General features: G+C 70.9%; 20 protein-coding genes and 2 pseudogenes. 9 read left to right on the top strand and 13 right to left on the bottom strand.

Translation table 11 applies throughout. The features are described 5' to 3' along the window. Positions 1-40: 40 nt before the first annotated feature. The 3 genes and pseudogenes from rph to Sri02f_RS38455 form a co-directional block, all read right to left on the bottom strand. Positions 41-2,659, bottom strand: coding sequence for a rifamycin-inactivating phosphotransferase (gene rph, locus Sri02f_RS38465; RefSeq protein WP_109005943.1), 2,619 nt, complete (start codon positions 2,657-2,659; stop codon positions 41-43). Positions 2,660-3,035: 376 nt separating this feature from the next. Beyond that, positions 3,036-3,770, bottom strand: a pseudogene (locus Sri02f_RS44395) (phosphotransferase); the annotation flags it as partial. 2 nt (positions 3,771-3,772) lie between these two features. Continuing rightward, positions 3,773-4,000: a hypothetical protein gene (locus tag Sri02f_RS38455; protein ID WP_307721074.1), complete on the bottom strand. Its 228-nt coding sequence runs from the start codon at positions 3,998-4,000 to the stop codon at positions 3,773-3,775. Positions 4,001-4,074: 74 nt separating this feature from the next. Between Sri02f_RS38455 and Sri02f_RS38450 the strand changes: the two genes are divergently transcribed. Further along, a complete protein-coding gene (locus tag Sri02f_RS38450; protein WP_109005942.1) occupies positions 4,075-4,455 on the top strand; it encodes an antibiotic biosynthesis monooxygenase family protein in 381 nt (126 codons plus the stop codon). 64 nt (positions 4,456-4,519) lie between these two features. Here the strand turns inward: Sri02f_RS38450 and Sri02f_RS38445 are convergent, their stop codons facing one another. Together Sri02f_RS38445 and Sri02f_RS38440 are read right to left on the bottom strand one after the other, a co-directional pair. Continuing rightward, positions 4,520-4,873 (bottom strand): hypothetical protein, encoded by a 354-nt coding sequence (locus Sri02f_RS38445; protein WP_109005941.1) that lies wholly within the window; start codon positions 4,871-4,873, stop codon positions 4,520-4,522. A 106-nt stretch (positions 4,874-4,979) separates the two neighbouring features. After that, complete coding sequence (locus Sri02f_RS38440; protein ID WP_109005940.1) at positions 4,980-5,834, bottom strand: glycoside hydrolase family 16 protein; 855 nt, start codon at positions 5,832-5,834, stop codon at positions 4,980-4,982. A 368-nt stretch (positions 5,835-6,202) separates the two neighbouring features. Between Sri02f_RS38440 and Sri02f_RS38435 the strand changes: the two genes are divergently transcribed. Beyond that, on the top strand, positions 6,203-6,736 hold the full coding sequence (locus tag Sri02f_RS38435) for a hypothetical protein (protein WP_109005939.1): 534 nt from the start codon (positions 6,203-6,205) through the stop codon (positions 6,734-6,736). Positions 6,737-6,743: 7 nt separating this feature from the next. Here Sri02f_RS38435 and Sri02f_RS38430 read toward each other — a convergent pair whose 3' ends face one another. Next, positions 6,744-7,190: a hypothetical protein gene (locus Sri02f_RS38430; RefSeq protein WP_174855791.1), complete on the bottom strand. Its 447-nt coding sequence runs from the start codon at positions 7,188-7,190 to the stop codon at positions 6,744-6,746. A 49-nt stretch (positions 7,191-7,239) separates the two neighbouring features. On the opposite strand from Sri02f_RS38430, the pseudogene Sri02f_RS43415 reads away from it, so the two are divergent. Both Sri02f_RS43415 and Sri02f_RS38420 read left to right on the top strand, forming a co-directional pair. Beyond that, positions 7,240-7,388 (top strand): annotated as a pseudogene (locus Sri02f_RS43415) (cytidine deaminase); the annotation flags it as partial. A gap of 74 nt (positions 7,389-7,462) precedes the next feature. After that, complete coding sequence (locus Sri02f_RS38420) at positions 7,463-8,155, top strand: vWA domain-containing protein (protein WP_174855790.1); 693 nt, start codon at positions 7,463-7,465, stop codon at positions 8,153-8,155. 99 nt (positions 8,156-8,254) lie between these two features. Here the strand turns inward: Sri02f_RS38420 and Sri02f_RS38415 are convergent, their stop codons facing one another. The 6 genes from Sri02f_RS38415 to Sri02f_RS38395 form a co-directional block, all read right to left on the bottom strand. Further along, on the bottom strand, positions 8,255-8,914 hold the full coding sequence (locus Sri02f_RS38415; protein WP_109005938.1) for a DUF5825 family protein: 660 nt from the start codon (positions 8,912-8,914) through the stop codon (positions 8,255-8,257). Positions 8,915-9,013: 99 nt separating this feature from the next. Continuing rightward, a complete protein-coding gene (locus tag Sri02f_RS38410; protein ID WP_109005937.1) occupies positions 9,014-10,978 on the bottom strand; it encodes a RiPP maturation radical SAM C-methyltransferase in 1,965 nt (654 codons plus the stop codon). A gap of 111 nt (positions 10,979-11,089) precedes the next feature. Next, positions 11,090-11,212 carry a hypothetical protein gene (locus Sri02f_RS43750; protein WP_281261921.1) on the bottom strand — a complete coding sequence of 41 codons (123 nt, stop codon included), beginning with the start codon at positions 11,210-11,212 and terminating at the stop codon, positions 11,090-11,092. 77 nt (positions 11,213-11,289) lie between these two features. Beyond that, positions 11,290-13,203 carry a S9 family peptidase gene (locus tag Sri02f_RS38405; RefSeq protein WP_109005936.1) on the bottom strand — a complete coding sequence of 638 codons (1,914 nt, stop codon included), beginning with the start codon at positions 13,201-13,203 and terminating at the stop codon, positions 11,290-11,292. Continuing rightward, on the bottom strand, positions 13,196-14,578 hold the full coding sequence (locus tag Sri02f_RS38400; RefSeq protein ID WP_159106857.1) for an MFS transporter: 1,383 nt from the start codon (positions 14,576-14,578) through the stop codon (positions 13,196-13,198). Before Sri02f_RS38400 ends, Sri02f_RS38405 begins: the two co-directional genes overlap by 8 nt. Positions 14,579-15,287: 709 nt before the next feature. Beyond that, positions 15,288-15,497, bottom strand: coding sequence for a 4-oxalocrotonate tautomerase family protein (locus Sri02f_RS38395; protein ID WP_109005934.1), 210 nt, complete (start codon positions 15,495-15,497; stop codon positions 15,288-15,290). Between the two features lie 285 nt (positions 15,498-15,782). On the opposite strand from Sri02f_RS38395, the gene Sri02f_RS38390 reads away from it, so the two are divergent. The 3 genes from Sri02f_RS38390 (at position 15,783) to Sri02f_RS38380 (ending at position 17,712) form a co-directional block, all read left to right on the top strand. Beyond that, complete coding sequence (locus tag Sri02f_RS38390; protein ID WP_109005959.1) at positions 15,783-16,643, top strand: helix-turn-helix transcriptional regulator; 861 nt, start codon at positions 15,783-15,785, stop codon at positions 16,641-16,643. 107 nt (positions 16,644-16,750) lie between these two features. Then, positions 16,751-17,125: a PadR family transcriptional regulator gene (locus Sri02f_RS38385; RefSeq protein ID WP_109005933.1), complete on the top strand. Its 375-nt coding sequence runs from the start codon at positions 16,751-16,753 to the stop codon at positions 17,123-17,125. After that, complete coding sequence (locus tag Sri02f_RS38380) at positions 17,122-17,712, top strand: HAAS signaling domain-containing protein (RefSeq protein ID WP_109005932.1); 591 nt, start codon at positions 17,122-17,124, stop codon at positions 17,710-17,712. The genes Sri02f_RS38385 and Sri02f_RS38380 overlap by 4 nt, the downstream gene beginning before the upstream one ends. Before the next feature lie 104 nt (positions 17,713-17,816). Here the strand turns inward: Sri02f_RS38380 and Sri02f_RS38375 are convergent, their stop codons facing one another. Next, positions 17,817-18,311, bottom strand: coding sequence for an Asp23/Gls24 family envelope stress response protein (locus tag Sri02f_RS38375; protein ID WP_109005931.1), 495 nt, complete (start codon positions 18,309-18,311; stop codon positions 17,817-17,819). Between the two features lie 666 nt (positions 18,312-18,977). Between Sri02f_RS38375 and Sri02f_RS38370 the strand changes: the two genes are divergently transcribed. Beyond that, positions 18,978-20,165: a N(5)-(carboxyethyl)ornithine synthase gene (locus tag Sri02f_RS38370; protein ID WP_109005930.1), complete on the top strand. Its 1,188-nt coding sequence runs from the start codon at positions 18,978-18,980 to the stop codon at positions 20,163-20,165. Positions 20,166-20,274: 109 nt separating this feature from the next. Continuing rightward, positions 20,275-21,426 (top strand): amidase family protein, encoded by a 1,152-nt coding sequence (locus Sri02f_RS38365; RefSeq protein WP_245970984.1) that lies wholly within the window; start codon positions 20,275-20,277, stop codon positions 21,424-21,426. Positions 21,427-21,573 lie beyond the last annotated feature (147 nt).

The following is a 21,573-nucleotide window of genomic DNA, read 5'->3' as shown; positions in this document are numbered from 1 at the left end:
CGCGGGGCGGCGAGCCGGACGTTCAGTATGTTCAGTACGTTCAGTCGGGGCGCTGTCCGTCCGTGGTCAGGATCTCGACGTAGCCGTCGGTTCCGTGCACGCGGATCCGCTGCCCGTCCTGGATCAGCCGGGTGGCCCCCTCCACGCCCACGACGGCCGGCAGGCCGTACTCCCGGGCGATCACGGCACCATGGGTCATCAGCCCGCCCACCTCCGTCACCAGGCCCGCGATGCCGACGAAGAGGGGCGACCAGCTGGGGTCCGTGTAGGCCGTGACCAGGATGTCATCCGCCTCCAGATCGGCGTCCGCCATGTCGAGGACGACGCGGGCCCTTCCTTCGACGGTCCCGGCGGACACCGGCAGGCCGCTCAGCGCGCCGGCCGGCACGTCGTCGCGCCGGTACGCCCCGGTGACCGCCTCGCCCTCGGACGTGAGCACCCGGGGCGGGGTGAGCGCGTGGTAGGAACGGAACGCCTCCTTGCGCTGCCGGATGAGGTCGTCGTCCACCCGGTGCGAGCGCACGACGTCGTGGAACTCCTGGAACGTGAGGTAGAAGACGTCCTCACGGTCGGAGAGCACGCCGGTCTCCACGAGGCGCTCGGCCTCGCCCAGCAGGGCCTGCTTGTAGACGAAGTAGCGGCTGATGATCCCGTACTTGGGGTACTCGCGGTATCCGATGAAGGTGCGGAGCCGGTCGATCATCCGCTTGGCCTCGGCGGCTTTCGACTCCCCGTCCGGCAGGGCCCGCAGGCGTGACAGCACGTCCTGTTCCTTCTGCTGCGCCTTCTGCCGCCCGCGCTCGAAGCGCTCCTCGGCCGCACCCGGCTCGAAGTTGCGGACGTGGTCGAGGACGACCGGCAGGAGGGTGGTGGGGCGCTCGCTCCAACGCGGCCGCGTGATGTCGATCTCGCCGACGCAGCGCATCCCGTACCGGTCGAGGTAGGCCTCGAGGGCTTCACGCGCTTCGGTCCCGCCCGGGAGCTTCGCCAACTCGTCGAGGAAGTCCCCGTCCTCGACGCCCTGCAGGAAGGCCACCACCTCCGGATGCGGGCGGATCGCGTCCGCGACGTCGAGCAGCGCCAGCCCCATCTCCGAGGTGATGTTGCCGGGCGCGGACAGCGTGAGCGTGTCCGCCGCGTTCTTCTCGCCGAGCCACTCCTGCAGCGTGTCGTTGAGCCACCAGGTGGCCTCCATGCCCGCCATGATCGCCTGCATGCTCTGCCGGTCGCCGAGCGTCCGCCTGTGCTTCTCGAATGCCTCCAGCAGGAAGTCGAACAGGGCCGGCCCGGTCTTCGTCCGGATGTCGCGCTTCAGGGCGGCGAGGTCCGCCTGGTTGCGCTCGACGAGTTCGGTGACGACGGCCGGATCGGTCGGGATCGGCGCTGGTGCGCCTGCGGGCGGCGGCCCCACGGGACCCGCGTCGGGGAGCGACGGGAGGAAGCCCTCACGGCTGAGAACCGTCTCCAGCGCGTCCCTGATCACCGGATCGCCTTTCCCGATGAGGTCGAGGAGCGCGGCACGGCTCGCGGGCGAGGCGAGGCGCCGGGTGGCGTCGACGAACAGCCTCCCGCCGGCCTCGTGCATCGGCGCCATGGCCGTCAGCTGCCACACGGAGAGCCCCAGGGGTTTCATGGGGTCGGTCATCATCTGCTGGTGCCCGACGGAGATGTAGACGTGATTGTCCTGGTCATCCGTCTCGGGGACGGGGAACAGCGTCGTGATCGGCCGGCTCTGCACGATCCGGAAGCCGCCGTCGGCCAGACACCATTCGATGTCCTGCGGACGGCCGAAGCGCGCCTCGATCCGCCGCCCGAGCTCCACGAGCCGCACGACCTGAGCACCCGTCAGCGCCGGCTCCGTCCGCCGCTCCGGGTCGATCGCCACGTCCTGCGTCCCGCCGGCCGGCAGGGCATGGACGGCACGCTGTTTGACGGCGATGGCCTTGTCGACGATCTCGCCGTCTCGCACCTTGAAGACGTCGGGGTTCACCAGGCCGGAGACCAGAGCCTCGCCGAGGCCGAAGCCGGCGTCCACGGTGGCGACCTTCCGGTTGCCCGTGACGGGGTCGGCCGTGAACAGGATGCCGGACGCGTCGGGGAAGACCATCCGCTGCACGACCACGGCCATGTGAACCGTACGGTGGTCGATGCCGTTGCGCCGACGGTAGGTCACCGCCCGCTCGGTGAACAACGAGGCCCAGCACCGGCTGACGTGCCGGAGGACCGCCGTCGGCCCCACGACGTTCAGGTACGTGTCCTGCTGGCCGGCGAAGGAGGCCGTCGGCAGGTCCTCCGCGGTCGCGCTGGATCGCACGGCGTAGGCCGCGTGCTCACCGTATTCGGCGAGCGCGCCGGTGATGGCCGCCGCGATGTCGCCGGGGACGGTGATCTCCTCGACGGTCCGACGGATCTGCGCGCTGAGCGTGCGGACCGCCTCCCGGTCGTCCGTGCTCAGGCGCGACAGCCGATCGAGCAGATCGTCGATCGACGGCGCTTCGGCCATGAGCCGTCGGAAGGCGTCCGTCGTCACGCAGAAGCCGTCCGGCACGCGGACGCCTTCGATCCGCGACAGGGCGCCCAGCTGCGCGCCCTTGCCGCCGACGACCGCGATCTGCCTGACGTCGACGTCCTGAAGGCCCAGCACATACTGCCCCGTCATCGCGACACCTCCGAGACGGCCGTGCCGTCCGGTCGCACAGCACTCGACGATCGCATCGCCGGCGCGTTCCCGAGCGCTCGCCATGGCCTGGCCGGCCCCACCGCCGGTTCGACGTCACCGCGTCCCCCGTACGTCGACAACAACACAAGCACGTCGCGCCCTCATTTCCGCAGGTTGTGGCCTCGGCCGACGATTCTGCGCCCCCACCCGGGGCTTGCGGCAAGCCCCCTGGCGCGCTATAACTTAGGAGAGGCAAGGAGAGCGATCTCCTTGCCTTCGCCATTTCCCGCCCTCCGCTCGACGGCCGGCGACCATCACCGAGGTCCGCGACACGACCAGCCGCGACGAGTCACGATCAGCCCCGATCAGCCATGGACGTCAAAACCGTGGCGATCGAGCGCGGTTCTGATCTGAGGAGTGGATCGGCAGCCGGATATCGCTCGCCGACCGCTTCGGGGGCATGGGCGAGATCGAATGCGACGGGCCCACGGCAACACGTCTCAAGGTCGATGAACACCAACCCGTGCGGGGTGGCGAGCACGTTGCCCGGGTGCGGCTCGCGGTGCAGCAGCTGCTCGGCGCCGCCGCGTTCGCCGACCACGCGTCCCAGGCTTCGCAACGTGTCGCCGGGCAACTCCCGGTCCGCGTCGGGGAGTGCCGGGGTGCGGTCGCGGTTCGCCACGAGCAGTCGCGCCTGCTCGACCCGATCCGTGAAGTGCGGCGTCGGGACGTCGAGCCGGCTCATGCCCGCATGCAACCGCTGGAGCGCGTCGGCGTAGTCGGCCGGTGAGGCCTCTCGGGAGGCCACCGACGCCTAGTGGGTCCACAACGTGACGACGAAGCCGTCACGTTCGTGGACGCGTGGCTCCACTCGGGGGTCGAGCACCGCCACCGGGCACCCGGCCCCGGCGAGCCGCTGGGCCAGGTCGACTTCGAACCGGGCGACCTGATGCGTGACAGGAGCCACCCGGGCCACGACGTCACAGGGCAGCAGACGCAGAGTGAGCTTGTTCGAGTCATGAAGAACCGTCACGTCGTCGGCCGCCGGGCCGAGTGACAGGGCGATCGATCTGGCCGCGGCCACCGCACGCACCACCTCCGACACCAGCACGGTCAGCCGTCCCCTTGCCTCGGGCGGTCGTCGGCATCCGGGAGAGTCACGCGCGGCCCCGACCCGCTCGCGCGCCGCCTCACCGACCAGCAGCCGGACACCGGCTCCCAGAGGTACTCCTCGTCGGTCATGGAGTCGACCTCGGTGTCCGAGCCCTCGCCGCTGTCCATGACAGGCCCGGTCATGCGGCCGGCCAGGCGCTCGCGCCCGATGTCGAACGCTCCGGTCAAGAGTCCGATCCCTCCGGGATCCCGTTCGGCAAAGCCGCTGGATCATGGGTCGCGTACCGCCCTACGGTGACGTCATGAGCGATCACCCGGAACTGCCCGTCGTGCCCGTCGAGGCCTATGAACCGCCCTACTACGTCGCTGTCTTCACCGCGCTGCGGACCGAGGGCCAGAGCGGCTACAGCGAGACCAACGCCCGTATGGAAGACCTGGTGAAGGAGGTACCCGGGTTCCTGGGGATGGACCACGCGCAGACTCCCGGTGGGCTGGGCATCACGGTCGCGTACTTCCGCGACGCCGACGCCCTCACCCAGTGGCGGAGCAACGCCGAGCACCGCGCGGCGCAGAACCGCGGGCGAGCCGAGTGGTACCAGCGCTACACGCTGCACGTGGCGAAAGTGGAGCGGAGTCACGGCTTCGTGCGAACGCAGCTCCCGCAGAACCCCACAGCGGGCTGACCAGCCCCTGGCTTCAGCGGACCCGACCGGCCCCCTGACCCGCAGACCCGGCTGTGAGCTCATCTCAGGGGCGGACGACGGTGACTCCGCCGACCAGGCCCCAGGCGTCGATGCGGACCGTCGGGCCGCCGGACCGGCTCGGGCCGTCGTCCTTCACTCCGCCCAGCCGCAGGCCGTGGACCTCCACCCGGACGTCACGGCGGACTTTGAGACTGACGCCGCCGATCAGGCTCAGCTTGGTGATACGCAGCTCGGCACCGTCGGGGACGTCGATGTCTGTCAGATCGACGTCGGCGCCGCCGATCAGGGAGGCGGTGACCGTCCGCTCGTGGAGGGTGGCGCCCTCCAGACGATGCCCGCCGATCAGGCTCACCTTGACGTCGGTCTTCCGCGGCTTCTCGCCGTTGCTCTTCGTCATGAGAAGTACCTTACGGGCGGCGGCACTTGAGCCTCAGTGGCAGTCATCCAAGGTTGTGCATGACAAGTGTCATGTGGTGCCGGGCTTGCCGTGGACGCAACCGACGTCAGGCCCGGCCCTTGCCGTAGAGGCGCACGTAGTCGATCGTCATCGTCGCGGGGGACGGCGTCGAGGCGTCGGGCGGGCCGGGCCAGTCGCCTCCGACGGCCACATTGAGCAGCAGGTGCATGTCCTGCTCGAAGACCCAGTCGCGTGGTGCGGGCAGCTTCGAGGGAGTCAAGGTGAAGTACGGCTTCCCGTCCACGGACCAGGTGATGCGCCGCGGCTGTTTGTCCACGGCGTATGTGTGGAACGCCTGCGAGGCGTCGGCCGGGAGGGTGAGGGAGCCGCCGATCCCGTTCTCGTTGAAGTAGGCCGGCCCGTGCGCGGTGCCGTACACGGTTCGCGGTTCCCGGCCGACCACCTCGCAGATGTCTATCTCGCCTTGTGCGGGCCATTCGGCCCCGTTGTCGCCGAGCATCCAGATCGCCGGCAGCAGACCGGTGCCGGTGGGAAGCTTCGCGCGGATCTCCGCGCGACCGTGCGTGAGAGCGACCTTTCCCTCGGTGGTCAGACGAGCCGACGTCCAGGTGCAGAACTCCTGCGTGTAGCAGGGCAGCCGGGCGTCGGCGGGAGCCGGCCGCGCAGAGATCAACAGATGGCCCTCGCCGTCAAGGCCGGAGTTGGCCGCCTCGTCCGTGTAGTACTGCAGTTCGTTGTTGCCCCACCCCTCGGCGTCCCGGTTCCCCGTCTCCGTGTTCCAGGACTCCTCCGACGGGCGAGTGGCCGCCTCTCCGTCGAACTCCGCCTGCCAGAAGGGATTTTCCCGGCTGGAGGGCGACGGCGGCTCCTCCGCGGAGCCGCAGCCGCACAGCAGTCCGCTCAGCGCGAGCACAACTGCCAGGACGGTGCGTCGGTTCATCGCGCTGCTCCTGAGGGATCGTGTGGAAGAAGGTGGTCGAGGACGGCGGTGCGGATCCCGCCGGTCACGGTAAGCCGGGCTGCGCGCACCGCGCCTTGAACCGTAATCGGATATGCCGTGCGGCACGACCAGGGACTGATCCTCCTCGGCACCGGCACCGGCGGCGAGACGTGATGACGGGATTGATGGAACCCCGGGCCGCGCGCGGCTCTCTCACCGTGTGAAGGGGGCTCCAGTTGAAGAAGATCATGACTCGGTACGCGTCCGTCGCGGTCCTGCTCGCCTGTTGCTGTCTGCCGCTTGCCGCCTGCGGTACGGAACGCCCCGGGACACGAGCGGTGGCCGAAGCCGGCCAAGGATCGTCCGCGATGGACGAGACGAGCGACGACGGCCAGGAGAACCTGCCCGACACCACGTCCGACGATCAGGGAACCTTGCCCGACACCACGTCCGATGACCAGGGGACTTTGCCCGACACCACGTCCGACGATCAGGGAACCTTGCCCGACACCACGTCCGACGATCAGGGAACCTTGCCCGACACCACCTCGGACGATCAGGGCAGTCTCCCCGACACCACCACGGACGACTACGGGAGCGTGCCGACGAGCGGTCCGAACCGCTGGTTCCCGATGCTCCGCGAATTCCGCGCGTACCTCGCCTCGGGCCTCCCGAAAGCGGATGCCGCCATCGCCGCCCACGTGACGAGCGTCCGCATCCGCGTGCCCGCGGGCAGCGCCCGCAGCGAGGCCGTGGTGCGGGTCGACTACGGTGTGGCTGAAGAGGAAGAGGCGGACCGCACCGCCGACGTCTTCGCCCGCTGGCGGGTTTCCCTCTACGGCGATCACGGCCACGTCGACGTCCTCGGCCCGGCGAAGACGACCGGTCAGAAGGACTGGTGACCGGTGGTCACACCATCCGCCTGTCCCGCGAACGGCCGCGGCTGATCAGCGGGATCCCCCTCCTGTGCTGGAGCACGAGGAAGATCAGGAAGCCTGCGCAGAAGAGGACGACTCCACCCGCCAGAAACGGGACCGGAGCGTACTCGTCCGTGCATGTCTGGCCGTCGGCGACCGTACGGCAGACGTTGCCCGGACCGCTTCGGTTCAGGTAAGCGATGTAGAAGAGCGGAACGGACAGGCCGGCCGACAGTCCGACGATCGCGTTCCTGGGGCTCCGCCACAGCAGGAGACCCGCCGCGACAGCGGCCAGAAGCAGCAGAACGACGCCCACCGACAGGAGGGCTGCCAGTCCTGCTCCGGCACATGCCCCCACCGCGAGCCACCCCAGGAACCAGCCCCAGGGGACCGCGTGTCCATGCGGTTCCGGTTCCACCGTGGCCTCACGCTTCACCATGCTTGTCCCTTCCCCCTTCCCTCTTTCCCGCGAAACCGCGACATCGGACGTCCTTCTCGACTATTTTCCCGCCCTCAAGGTCATCGTCGGCGAAGGGGACCGCGTCCGCACCGCGCCGTCTCCGAGCTGCTGCCCGTCGGCTACATCGGGGCGGACCACCAGCTCGACACCGAGGAGACCGACCAACCGGCAGGATGAGGGTGATACCTGACAGGGGAGTGGTGACCATGGGTAGAGCTCGCAACGAGGCTGCGGCGATCAGTCTGTCCAAGATGCAGGCGCAGGCCCCGGATTTGGTGAGCCTGTACAAGACGGCTGGGTCCAGCGTACGCGCGCACGGTCTTGAGGGAGTGCGCGCCGCTGTCTATCTGGTGCTGGATCGTTCTGGTTCGATGCGGCCTTACTACAAGGACGGCACCATGCAGCATTTCGCTGAGCAGGTCCTCTCGCTGGCCGCTCATCTCGACGACGACGGCACGGTGCCGGTGGTGTTCTTCTCCACCGACGTCGACGGCTCCACGGACCTGCGAATCGGGCGCCATGACGGTCGAATCAACAAGCTGCACGAGAACCTCGGTCACATGGGGCGGACGAACTATCACTGGGCCATGGACGAGGTCATCGACCACTACCTGGCTTCCGGCAGTGACACCCCGGCCCTCGTGATCTTCCAGACCGATGGTGGCCCCACCAGCAAGTTCGCCGCCGAACGGTACCTGTGCAAGGCTGCTCGCCTGCCGCTGTTCTGGCAGTTCGTCGGCTTCGGCGACCCGGACGACAACGAGTTCGCCTTTCTCCGCCGCCTCGACGACCTGGCTGTGCCCAGGCATCGCATCGTCGACAACGCGGGCTTCTTCCACGCGGGCCGCGATCCGCGCACGGTGGGCGACGATCTCCTTTACGACCAACTTCTACAGGAATTCCCCAGTTGGCTTTCGTCGGCCGGCACCGCTCAGATCCTGTAGCCGACTTCGGCCCACGCTTCGCCGGGCGGCACATGCTTGGGCGGCAGCACGTGTTCGCCGGCTGATCCCGGGAGAGCGTCGTGCGCCGATGTCGGCGGCTTACACGGTCATGGCTTCCTGGAGCCAGCGGGAGACCCGGTAGGGCAGCCACCAGGCCAGGTCGCCGACGCGCAGGACCAGGTGCTCGGCGATGAACTCCTCGACGATGTCGGCAGGCACGGCGGTGTGGTGGGCTCCCGGGGCGAGTAGGGCGATTGCTTCGTGGTAGCGGGGCTCCTCGGCGGTGAAGCGGCGCAGTTCTCCCCAACGGCGGTCCCGGATCTGGACGAATCCCGGCCCCCGCCGCCAGACCAGTTTGCACAGGTAGTGCCGGGTCCGCCATGCGTGGAGTGCCCCCTCGGCGTCGTCGAGGCCGGTGACGGTGCGCGGCGGCTGGAGGTGGGACAGCACCTTCCACTGCTGGGCGGACTCCTGCGGGGACAGGCGAAGGTCCCAGTCGACGGAGACGGCGCGTGCGGTGAGGTCACGCACGAGACACAGCCGGTCGACGGCCCGGCGATGGGTCGCGGGATCGTCGCTGGACAGGTCGACGGTGGTGTCCAGTTCGGCGTGGCGCACACCCAGGTCCCACAGACGATCGACCTGCTGGATCTGGTGAGTCACCGGGAAGGTTCCCAGCGACATGCCCGGCAGGTCACGGGCCTGTGGGTCGAGGTCGCGCCAGGCTCTGACGGTGACGTTCGGTGCGGTGGCTGTCATGTGCGGTCCTTCGTCGAGGTCGGCGAGCCGGGCGGCGGACGGTCGCAGGGCGGAGGGCGGAGGGCGGAGGGCGGTAGGGCGGACGGGGAAGGCCGGTGCTCAGGACGAGGCGGGCGCGGGCTCGGCCGCCGCGTCGGCGTCCGCCTCCACCGCGGCCGCGGTCTCGCCGCGGGTGTGGGCATGGCGCATGTAGTCCAGACGCAGCAGGTCCTGGTTCACGCCGGCGGGGGCGATGTGCACGTACTGGCCCGCGTCCGTGAACACGATGCCGTGCGTGACCCACTCCTTGAGAAGGGCCTCGACCTCGTGCGGTGTGCACGCCGTCCCGCCGGGGGAGTCGGCAGCCGCGGTCAGCTTGCGGTGCAGTGCCACGACGGTGTGCGGTTGGTCCAGGAGCCGGAAGAGCGCGATCTCCAGCGGGTCGGTGAGCTGCATGGTCCGCCACGCGAAGGACGGCCGTCTGCTGACCAGCACGATCCGCTCACCCAGGTCGGTGTGGGTGAGGCGGGCGTCGGCGTGGTGCTTCTTCCATGCGGCGATGCCGTCGTTCAGGAGGGTGACCGTGGGCTCGGTGATACCGCGCTCCGGCGCCTGGAAGACATAGGCCAGGTCGTGCAGTTCACTCTCGGGCAGGTCGTACGTGAACAGGTAGTGCTTCTCGGGCCGCAGCCCGGTGAAGCCCAGTTCGGGACGGTTGAAGTACGGACTGAAACGTTCGATGGCGATACGCGCGGACAGGTCGACCGGCGGGTTGAGGTGCTCCAGGGCGGGGAGCTGACGGATGACGGGTTCGTAGTCGTCCGCGGTCTCACCGGGAAAGCCGTGCAGGTAGTTCCATGACACCGACAGCCCGGTCTCCGCCGCGTCGCGCAGCATGCGCACGTTCTGGCAGCCGCTGACTCCCTTGTCCATGAGATCGAGGACACGGCTGTTGAGGCTCTCGATGCCCGGCTGGACGTAGATGAGGCCGGCGTCCGCCAGGACCTGCAGCTGGGGGCGCCGCATGTTGGCCTTGATCTCGATGTGCATGCGCAGGTCGTAGCCGCTGTCGATGATGCGGGGCAGGACGGTGGACAGGTAGCGCATGTCCAGGATGTTGTCGACCACGTACATGTCGAGCACGCGGTGACGTTCCGCCAAGTCCATGATCTCCTGGTAGAACGTGTCCGGGCTCTTGCTGCGGAACTGCATGAAGGAGCCGTTCAGGCCGCAGAAGGTGCAGTGGTGCTTCTCTCCCCACCAGCAGCCGCGTGCGCCCTCGACGACCAGTTTCGGCTCCACCCAGTTGCGGGCCACGGATGCGGCGAGACGTTCGAAGTAGCCGCTGTAGTCGGGAGGCAGGATCGCCGCGGGCGGCAGCGGCCCGCTGGGCATGGGGTTGGCGGTGTGCGCCGACTCGGGCGTGCGGTGACACAGCCCCGGGATCGAGGCGGCGGCGGCCCGGTCGCCGTCGCGCAACGCGTTCAGCAGGCGCGGGAAGGCGTCCTCGCCCTCGCCGCGGACCACGTAGTCCACGAAGGGGAAGTTGCGGTGGACGGCGGCGCCCTGCTCGGCGTCGCAGTTGGCTCCGCCCATGACGGTCACGACGTGCGGGGCCAGGCGCTTGATCTGCCGGGCCGCCGCCAAGGCGGCCGTGTTCTGCTGGAAGGTGGAGGTGAATCCGACCACGTCGGGCTCGAGATCCACGACGCGCCGGGCCACCTCGGCGACGAACTCCGGTACGACGCGGTGCAGTTCCCGGGTCATGCGCATCCGGGACCGGCGCAGTTTGGGCGTCATCGCGTCGACGAACTCCGTCTCCCTCCACGCCGGGTCGTCGTAGAGGGCCGAGGAGAACACCCAGTCCCCGCAGCCGAGGAAGTAGGAGGACAGGGCGTAGTAGTCGTAGTCCTCGGCCGTGAACTCGGTCCGGCCGGTGATCCAGTCGGTGAACTCCAGATTGGCGTGCAGCACCTCGCACGTGGCGTCCTGGACGTGTTCGTCGACGCTTCGTTTCAGGATGCCGAGCGCCAGTGAGGGCAGGTCCATCGGGGACCAGGGCATGTTGACGAGAAGAACGCGCACGGTGGGCTCCTCGGAGCGCGAGCGGCTGGCGGGACGGGAAGCGCGGGATGCGCGGAACACGCGGGGGAGCCCGGCCGGCCCCTGTCGGACAGGGGCCGGCCGGGCCGTGGGTCACTCCTCGTCGTCGCTCTCGTCGGCGTTGCGGATCGGGATGGTGATGGTGATGCCGACTTTCGGCTTCCGATTCTCCTCGTCGCCCGCGAGCGGGTCGTTGTGGATGATGTCCTTCTGCATGGTCGTCCTCCTTCTGGGGTGCATGGCGTGTTCCTCGGGCGGGTGGTGCTGTGCACGACCCGGTCCCGCTGTGTCCATCAGCGGGGCCGGGGTCCTCCCGGCAGTTGCGCCGGGGGACGTGAAGGGGTGTCTGCCGCCGGTGCGGGCAGGCACGTGTGCAGGAAGGTCAGGGAGCGGCGCAGGACGGCGACGTGAGCCGCGCCGTCGTAGCCGTCGTGTCCGGTGTCGAGCCACATCTGCTCGTGGGCCACGCCCGCGGCGGTCAGCGCGGCGGTGTAGTTGCGGATCTGCTCGGGCGGGCACTTGACGTCCCTCTCCGCGCCGACCAGGAGCAGAGGCGCCCTCACCTTCGCCGCGTAGGTGAGCGGGGAGCTGCGGGCGTAACGTTCCGGTGCTTCTTCCGGCGTGCCGCCGAACCAGCGGACGTCCAGCGCGCGCAGCGCCGGCGTGGTCGTCCGGTGCGCGGCCACCCAGTCGGCGACGGGCTTCACCGCGATGCCGGCCTGCCATGTCCGCGGACGGGTACCGAGCGCGAGGAGCACCAGATACGCCCCCCAGGACACCCCCCACAGGGCGGTCGCGCGGTCGTCGGCGAGTCCGCGGCGGACGAGATCGGCGCGCACGGCGGCCAGGTCGTCCACCTGCGCATGGCCGACGTCCGTCCCGAACGCCCGCCGCCAGCGCGGACCGTAGCCGGTCGAGCCACGGTAGTTGACCCGCGCCACGGCGTATCCGGAGGCCACCAGCGAGTGCACGGTGGCGTCGTAGGCGTCCCGGTCGTGGTCCGCGGGTCCGCCGTGCACCAGGAACACGGTCGGCGGCGGAACGGCGGCGGCGCGGAATCCGGTCCCTTCGCCGCCGCTTCGGGTGCCGGTCGCGGATCTGGACGTCACGTCGCCGAGCCGGCCGTCGTCCGTGCCCGGCAGGCTGAGCAAGGTGTGGAGGGAGCCGTGGGGCGTCGGGGTCCACAGTTCCGTGTGACGCCCGGGTACGCGTGGCAGGGGGCCGGGCGCCGGCAGCGCGACGTCGTCGGTCGTGCGCAGGACGGGCGGGTGGGCGGTGTCGGTCCACAGGTAGTGCAGCCCTCCGCCGGGCCGCGGGGCCGCGTCGAGGAGGCTGCCCGCGGGGGTGGGGACGACGCGGCGGGTGCGGTCGTGCAAGGACACCCGGTGCAGCAGCGACCGGCCATGGCGCTCCTGGCGCACCAGCACCTCGTCGGTGTCGGGGTACCAGCATGCGGTGATCTCCGTGTCGAAACGGCACCAGGAGTGAGTGACCAGACCCCGGCGCGCCGTCCAGGTCGCCAACTGGTAGCCGTCCTCCAGCTCGTGCACCAGCAGCAGTTCGGAGCGGCCCGGCCGCGGCGAGAAGCCCCGGCACCAGAATCTGCCGTCCGGGCCGTCCGGGCCGTCGGGTTCGTTCCGGCGGTCGGGGCCGTCAAGGTGGGGGAGGGTGGCGACGACCCGGCCCGAAGGGGTCATGACGATGACGGTCGCCTCGCCGTCGGACACCGTCGCGAGGGCCACGAGGTCGCCTTCCGGCGTGAAGCCGCCCAGCCGGGCCTGCACGGCCGTGCGATAGACCTCACGAGGGGCCCGCCCACGCCGTCCCACCAGCAGACTCGTGCCCCCGTCCCGGGGCGCGACCGCCGCGGCGACCGTCCCGTCGGCCGTCACCGCGAGACCGCGCGCCGCCCCGGTCGGCGCCCCCGGTAGCCCGGGCAGCCGGCAGCCGCCGTCGAACGGCTGGAACCACCAGTGCCCTCGGCCCTCGGCGTCCTCGTCGAACCACCACACGTACGCGTCGGCGTCGACGGCGTGATGCACTGTGCCCTCGGGGCGGTCGGTGACCTGCCGGGCGCTGCGGGTGGCGGCGTCCCACGTGAAGACCTCACAGCGGCCGTCCGCGTCAGCAGCCAGCGCCATGCGCCGGGCGTCGCGGGGGCACACTTCCGGCAGGGCGGCGAGGAAGACCCTGAAGGCGTCACCCATGGCCGTCTCCCGTTCCGGCGGCGGACGCGGCTCCCGCGCGCAGCACGCCGGGGGCCCTCACCTGCGTGTACACGGCCAGCGCAGCGAACAGCACGGTGCACAGCACCACGGGCGCGCGGAGAGTCCACACGGTCACCATGAGCGCGGCGAGCGCCGGCGCACCGGCCGCGGCCAGCGCGGAGACCGAGCCGAGCACACCTGCGGTCCGTGACTGCAAGGTCACCGGTGTGCACGCGACGGCGACACTGGACAGGACCACGGTGATCAGCGGCACGAGCAGGGACAGTCCGGCGAACGCCACTCCCCAGCCGACCGCACCGTCGGTCCACACCAGTGAGCCGCACGGCACGGGCAGCAGCCAGGCGGCCAGGGTCAGCAGCCGCGTCGCACCGAGCCGACGTACCGCGGGGGCCGCGACCAGCGCCCCCAGAAGCCCGGCCGCTCCGGCGGCGGCGAGCACTCCGCCGGCCGCGGTGCCGCGGCCGTCGGGGCCCAGTCGGAAGAGCGCGGTGTAGAAGAGCAGCGTCAGCGTGCCCCCGGCGGTCGACGTCCAGACCAGGACGAGGCGCAGGACCGGGGACCGGGCCACCGTGACCACGCCCGCGCTCACGGCGTCGAGCCGCGCGCTCCACGGCTCGCGCCGGCGGGTGTCGCAGCCGGCCGGTGTGTCCTGCGCGCAGGCAGGTGAGTCGATGGGCGTGCGAAGGGAGCGTACGCCGAGAGCGGCCACCGCATAGGAGACGGCGTCGGCAAGGAAGGGCAGGGGCCGGGAGAGCTGGAAGAGGGCCCCGCCGAGCATCGGCCCCACGACGAGCGAGATCTGGTCGCCCACCTGCAGCCCGGCGGCTGCCCGGGGCAGTTCGTCGGTGGCGGCCAGGTGGACGAGGGCTCCGCGCGACGCGGCCTCGTAGGCCACCGCGCACAGCCGCTCGGCCAGCGCCAGCCCCATCACGACCCATAACGCGGGCCGCCCCAGACAGGTCAGAGCCAGCACCCCCGTGCACAGGGCCGCCAGCGCCGCCGCCCCCGTCATCAGGAGCCGTCGCCGTCCCCGGTCCGCCGGTACCGACACGAGCGGCCCGAGGACGACTCCGCTCAACGCGGCCGCACTGGCCAGCGAACCAGCGGTCCCCGGACTGTGGCCCAGTTCCAGAAGCAGCAACGGCAGGACGAGCCCGGAGGCCTGACTGCCGAGCCCGTCGACGGCGTTGACCCACCACAGGATCCTGAGGTCGCGCTGTGCCCGAGCGGGCGGACCGGTCCGCGGGCTCGGCCCGTGCGCGGAGTGCGGCCGTTCGGCGGCGGGATGTTCGTCATACGGTGGGACGGGCCGGCCCGAAGGCCGGCGAACCGGTGACCCGTCGACGTTCCCCACCCCCCGTGCGCCTGGGAGCCCGCGCCGCAGGGCAGGCCTCCGTGTGCCGTGCGTAGAAAATGTGCGCGAAACGTGAAAGTGAGCGGGAGCCTAGCCATCGCGCGTCTTCAGCGACAAGTGGCGAACAGTGCGCAATCGCCGCCCAATAAGCCGACATGGCCGAGGATCTACTGGCCGGCCTCACGGGCCCTGGCGAGCGGGTCGAGCGCGGGAGCCGGACGGACCTGTGACGGCTCGGCGACAGCGCCCGGCTTTTCGCTTCACGAGCGCACAGTGACGCGGTCGCCGGTCGGGCGTCCGCTCGCATCGGGCTGACGGCGCCTCCCGCACGGTACGCATCGCTGTTCACCGCAGTCGGTGCGCCGGCTCGAGCGCGGCGCACGGACCGAGCAACGGTTGCGCAGCCGAACTCCGTTGTCCACGAAGGGCGGTGATGGCCCATCAGGAGCTTTGGGCGGAGCCTGGAGTGTCTTGTCGTCCATCCCCCGCCACCCGGCGCGGCGGGGGAGTGGCATTGGCCGACAATCCACCTTTCGCACCGATGGATATCGGCCAGAAAGCCGGGGACGGCCGATACCGGCCAACCGGACGGCCCCTTACGGCGGCGCGGTCATGCGGTCATGCGGTCATGCGACGGTGCGGCCTTACGGCGGTACGGGGCCCGTGCCCGTGGCTGCCGGGCCCCGTACGGAGGTGACGGAGGTGGAGGTCAGGCGTCGCCGTTGAGCATGGCAGCCGTCAGGACGGTCCCGCCGAAGCCCCAGCCGCCGTCGGCGACCTCCTCGACCAGTACGACGGTGTTGGGGCGGGCCCGCTCACCGTAGATCTCCGCGTACAGCTCGGTGGTGCGCTCGACGATCTTCTTCTTGTCCTCGGCGGTGACAGTGCCCGCGGGGACCTTGAAGTTGGCGAAAGGCATGGGTGTGTCTCCTGGAGCGAGTGTGGGTGGCGACTGTGGGTGGAACGGGCGCTCTCGGTGCGACGAGCCGATGACCGATGTGACCGCCGCGTTCTCCTCGGCCCTCTCCGGGTCCGCGTCCGGGAGGGCGCAGCCCCGACGGTGCGGCAGGGGCCGGGAAGGACGGTCGTCCGTCGCGAGGAAAGGGGCGTCGGTCATGTCCTCCACGATGCGTGGCGGCGGCCGGCGGAACCAGGGGATGTGATCCCCTGGGTCGGCGGCCCGGCCGGACGCAGAATGGCGCGCATGGGATCTGCGCAGCACATCGAGTTGGGGGCCTTCCTGCGCTCGCGGCGGGCACGCATCCGCCCGGCCGACGTGGGGCTCCCGCACGGGCCTCGCCGCCGGGTGCCCGGGCTGCGCCGCGACGAGGTCGCCCAGCTCGCCGGTGCGTCGGTGGACTACTACAACGAGCTCGAACGCGGCGCCGGATCCCAGCCCTCCGAGCAGATGGTCGCGGCGCTGGCGAGAGCCCTGCGCCTGACCGCTGACGAGCGCGACTACCTGTACCACCTGGCCGACCGCCCGGTGCCCGCGTCGGGCGGACCGGCCTCGCACGTCCACCCCGGCATGCTCGACCTGCTCACCCGTCTGACCTCGACGCCCGCCCAGGTCATCACCGACCTCCACGTCACGCTGGTTCAGAACCCGCAGGCGGTGGCGCTGCTCGGGGATCACTCAGGCTTCCGGGGCGCCCGGGCGAGCTTGGTCCACCGGTGGTTCACCGACCCCGACGCCCGGCAGCTGTATCCCGAGGCCGACCATGAGGGGCAGTCGCGCGCCTTCGTCGCCGATCTGCGGGCAGCCGCCGCCAGGCGAGGGGCGAAGGACACCGAGGCCCGGTCGATGATCGGCTCGCTGCTGGACACGTCATCCGAATTCGCCGTGCTGTGGGCCGACCACGAGGTGGCGTTCCGGCGCGACGACCGCAAGCGCCTCGACCACCCCGTACTGGGCCTGATCGAGGTCAACTGCCTCCACCTGTTCAGCGAGGACGGCCGGCAGCGGCTGCTCTGGTTCACCCCCGCAGTCGGCACCGACAGCGCGGACCTCCTCGACCTGCTCGCCGTCCTCGGCACCCAGACGGTCGCCGGACCGACACGCTGACGGCGTCGCCCCTCGCCCGTCGCCCCTCGTCCCCGCCCCCGAGGCCCGCCCCCCTCTTTCGTCTCTCGCTTTTACATCTGCTTGCTGCACCAGGTATCTTGCATCGCATGGAACCAGGTGATTCGACCAAGCAGGCCCGGGCAGCAGCCCAGCTGCGCAAGGGCGTCCTGGAGTACTGCGTGCTCGCCCTGATGCGGGACCGCCCCCGGTACGGCGTGGAACTCCTCCACGCCCTGGAGGAGTCCGGCGCCCTGGCCACCAGTCAGGGGACGGTCTACCCGCTGCTCTCCCGGCTCCGCCGCGACGACCTGGTCACCACCACCTGGCAGGAGTCCGCCTCCGGACCACCCCGTCGCTACTACGCGCTCACCGACAGCGGCCGGGCCGCGCTCGACGAGTTCACCCGCGTCTGGCCCGGTTTCCGCAACGCGGTCGACGCCTTCCTGACCACCCCGCACCCCTCGACCGGAGACACCCAATGAAGACCTCTGCCGACCCCGTACGCGACTACCTCTCCGCCGTCGAACGCGAGGGCTCCGCACTCCCCGCGGACCGCCGTCAGGAACTGCTCGCCGATCTCGCCGAACACATCGAAGTGACGCGCGCGGAACGCCCCGACGCCCCGATCGGCGAGGTCCTCGCGGAGCTGGGGGACCCTCGCACGATCGCGGCGACGGCGCTGGCCGAGGCGGGGAGCGCGCTCCCGGGGGCCCCGGCCCGCAGCGGTGCGGGCGCACCCCTGAGGCGCGGCAAGGTGCACCCCCTGGTCCCACTGCTGATGCTCACCCTCTCCCTGCCCTTCATGATGGTCTTCCCCGATCTCCCCGGGCCGCTGTTCGGCGTCCTGTTCCGCATCACCGGCGCGGTGCTGCTGTGCACGTCGGTGCACTGGACCGCGGTCCAGAAGACGACCGGGGTGCTGCTCACCGCCGTCCTGCCGAGCGCCGTCATCGCCACCTGGAACCTGTCGGGCGCCCCGGCCGGCACGCCCTCCCTCGTGGCCAACCTGATCACGCTCGCCCTGCTGGCCGGCGCGGCCGCATGGCTCTGGCGGGTCCGCCGCGCCTGAGACTCAGGGCGCGTCCGCCGATGCCCGCCGCGCCAGCGGAAGGGGCGGCCGCGGGTGGACCTGCGGCCGGTGCAGCCGCAGACCGCGCCGTGGAGATCAGCGGTTCACCTCACGCGGCCCTCGCTCGCGTCGGACTCCTCCGCCTCCTCCTCGTCGGGAAGGTGGACGTCGTCGACGGAGATGTTCACCTCCACCACCTCCAGGCCCGTCATCCGCTCCACCGCGCCGATGACGTCGGTGCGCACGTCACCGGTCACGTCGACGATGGAGACGCCGTACTCGACGACGATGTTCAGGTCGACGGCGGCCTGACGCTCGCCGACCTCGACCTTCACTCCTTGGGTGACCGCTCGGCCTCCGCCCCCGCCGGGGACGCGTTCCCGCATGGCGCCGAAGGCGCGGGCCATGCCTCCGCCGAGACGGTGGACACCCGGCACCTCACGGGCGGCCAAGCCCGCGATCTTGGCCACCACGCCGTCCGCCATGGTGGTCTTCCCCCTGGTCTCCGCCGGTGCGCCGGCCCCCGTGCGGCCCTTCAGCGTGCTCACGCCTGCGTCGGGCCGACCGGACGAGCCGACGCCGGTGGTGTTGTCCGTCATGACGATCGCCTCCGCTTTCGTCCGATGTGCTGTGCGGGCCCCGGGTACCCGTACCTGACGAGCCGCGAACGGAATCGCACCGACCGCCAAGGATCGTCCGGCCGGGGAGGAGTAGGCTGAAACCACCGAGGATCTTTCGCGCACGGACTTCCACGCTCGTGTCGTTTTCGGCGATCCACTATGCCGGGCCGGTCCGACCGGCCCGAAGCAAGGTCCGCGTCATGACCGCGACCGTTTCCCCCTCGCCGACCCCCGAAGCGGAAGACCCGCCCTCGGTCCGGGACTCCGAAGGGGGACATGGGGCCCGTTGTCGGACCCCACGTCCACGCACCCCTGGCGTCACCGCCACGACGCCGCCTCGACCGAGGGGAAGGCGAGACCCGTGGAGACCTTCCTGACCGTGATCACCATCCTGGCCATGGTGGCCCTGGGCATGTTCCTCATCCACCGGCTCAACTCCCAGCACGGCGACCGAATCGCCGCCTTCCGCTACGCCCGCTCCGGGCGGCCCGTCTCACGAAGAGCACCACGGTCTCCGCGCGGCTGGGGACGGGAGTACGGTGACGGTACCGAGCGCACCTCGCACGCCGTCACCCGTTTCGGCGTCGCCCTCGGGGAACGGCGATCCCGGAGCGCATCGCCTCCGGCTGGAAATGAGCCGCCCCAATGAGCCTGATGAGCCTCGGAGTGCTCGCCTCCTCGCACAAGGAGAACGAGTTCCGGCTTCCGCTTCACCCCACCCACCTCCCACGCATCCCCTCCGACGTACGCGAGAAGATCTTCCTCGAACGGGGTTACGGCCGACGGTTCGGCGTCGCCGACGACGCGCTGCGACCACACGTGGCGGGTCTGCGCACCCGTGCGGAACTCCTCGCCGAGTGCGACGTCCTGCTGCTGCCGAAACCGACGCACGAGGACGTCGCCGAGCTGCGCGAGGGCCAGGTGCTGTGGGGGTGGCCGCACTGCGTGCAGGACGACAGGATGACCCAGCTCGCCATCGACGCGCGGCTGACCCTGATCGCCTGGGAGGCCATGAACCACTGGACCTCCACCGGCGCCTTCAGCGTCCATGTGTTCCACAAGAACAACGAGCTCGCCGGCTACTGCTCGGTGCTGCACGCCCTGCAGCTCGGCGGGCTCACCGGCAGTTACGGACGCCGCCTGCGAGCCGCGGTGATCAGCTTCGGCGCCACGGCTCGCGGAGCGGTCACGGGGCTGGGCGCGATGGGGATCTCCGACGTCACCGTGCTCACCCAGCGTGCTGCGGCGGCGGTGGCCTCGCCGATGCCGTCGGTGGTGATGGCCCACTTCAAGGAGGACGAGGACGATCCGTCGCGACTGTGCGCCGTCACCGGCGCCGGTTCGGTGCCGCTGGCGGAGTACCTGGCCGGATTCGACGTCATCGTCAATTGCATCCTGCAGGACACCGACGCGCCGCTGACGTTCGTGACCGACGAGGAACTCGCCCTGTTCCGGCCCGGGACCCTCTTCGTCGACGTCTCCTGCGACGAGGGCATGGGCTTCGGATGGGCCCGTCCGACCACCTTCGGCGAGCCGATGCTCGCGGTGGGGCGGAACTGCCACTACTACGCGGTGGATCACAGCCCGTCCCACCTGTGGAACTCGGCCACCTGGGAGATCAGCGAGGCGCTCCTGCCGTATCTGCGCAAGGTCATGAGCGGCCCGCAGGCATGGGACGGCGACGTGACGATCCAGAAGGCCATCGAGATCCGCGACGGCGTCGTCCAGAACCCGAAGATCCTGTCGTTCCAGCACCGGCAAGCCGCCTACCCCCATGGTCTCGAGCCTCCGGCGGCTCCGCTGCACTCCCAGCCGCAGAGATCATCCGTGTGACCGGCTGGTCCGCGTCTCCGGGGGAGTGGGGAGTCGCCGGGCCGGCGGCTTCGGCGGACGGTCGGCGGCAGGTCCTCGGACGAAGACGCGGCGGCTGAACCCGAGGAGCGTGTCACATCGTGGCGTCGTCGCGCCGGCCGACGCGCTCCCGGTGGCGCGGCTGCGCGCCGCCGGGGCCATCCCCATCGGCCACAGCAACCTCCCCACCCTCGTTCTCGCCGGGATGCACACTCGCAGCGAGTTGTACGGCGACACCGTCAACCCCTGGGACCCGGCCCGGACCCCCGGCGGCACCAGCGGGGGCGACGGGGCCGCTGTGGCCACCGGCATGGCGGCGCTCGGGCTTGGCAACGACTCCGGGGGATCGGTGCGCATCCCCGCCCAGTTCTGCGGGGTGGCCGCGCTGAAGCCGACCACCGGGCGCTTCCCGGCGGACCGCCGCGTCCTCGGCCCGGACGACCCGGGCCCGGCGTCCCAGATGCTGGTCACCGACGGCCCGCTGGCCCGCAGCGTCGCGGACCTGCGGCGCGCGTACGAGGTACTGGCCGGGCCCGATCCGCGCGACCCGGCGGCCGTGCCCGTGCCCTTCTACGGAGAACCCCTCGCCGGGCCGGTGAAGGTCGCGGTCGTGGCGGACCCCGGTGGACACGGCGTCCATCCCACGGTCCGCGCGGCCGTCGAGAACGCGGCCGCCGCCCTGCGGGACGCCGGATACGACGTACGGGAGGTGGCGGACGTCCCGCGCCTGGATGAGGCACTCGACGCCTACGAGCGGCTCACGGTCACCGAGTTCGCACCGGCCTGGCCGGTGGTGCGCGGACTGCTCGGCCCGGGCGGGGACCGCTACATCGCGATGGCCATGGAACGGACCCCGCCCGCGAACGCCGACGAGCTGGTGCGGCTGATGGGCGCCTGGCTGAACATCCGCCGCTCGTGGGCCGAGTTCCTCGACGTGTACCCGCTGCTGCTCGGCCCGGTGTTCACCGAACCGCCGGTCGAACCGGGCCTGGAGTCCCGCGACCGGGCGGGCCGGGACCGGGTCGGCAACGCCATGCGCCTGTGTTCGGTGACCAGCTTCGTCGGCGTGCCCGCCGTGGCCGTGCCGACCGGGGTGGACGGCGGGCTGCCGTCCGGAGTCCAGATCGTCGGGCGGGCGTTCCGCGAGGACCTGTGCCTGGCCGCCGCCCAGGCGGTCGAGGACCGGCTCGGCGTCCTCACCCCGATCGACCCCCGCCCGGGGACCGCCCGTACGCGTACCTGACCTCGGCGGGGCCGGTGCGGCCCGAACGTTCGCCGGTGAGCGAGACGGCCCGGCCGGCTGGGGTCTGTCGTTTGGATCAGGTCGCAGGGCGCCGGCGGGGCCTGTCGATGCCGGTGAGCGGGAGGATCCAAACGACGGGCTCTAGCT

The organism is Streptomyces rishiriensis (assembly GCF_003112535.1).
Classification (GTDB): domain Bacteria; phylum Actinomycetota; class Actinomycetes; order Streptomycetales; family Streptomycetaceae; genus Streptomyces; species Streptomyces rishiriensis.
This window is presented reverse-complemented; position numbering and strand designations above follow the sequence as displayed.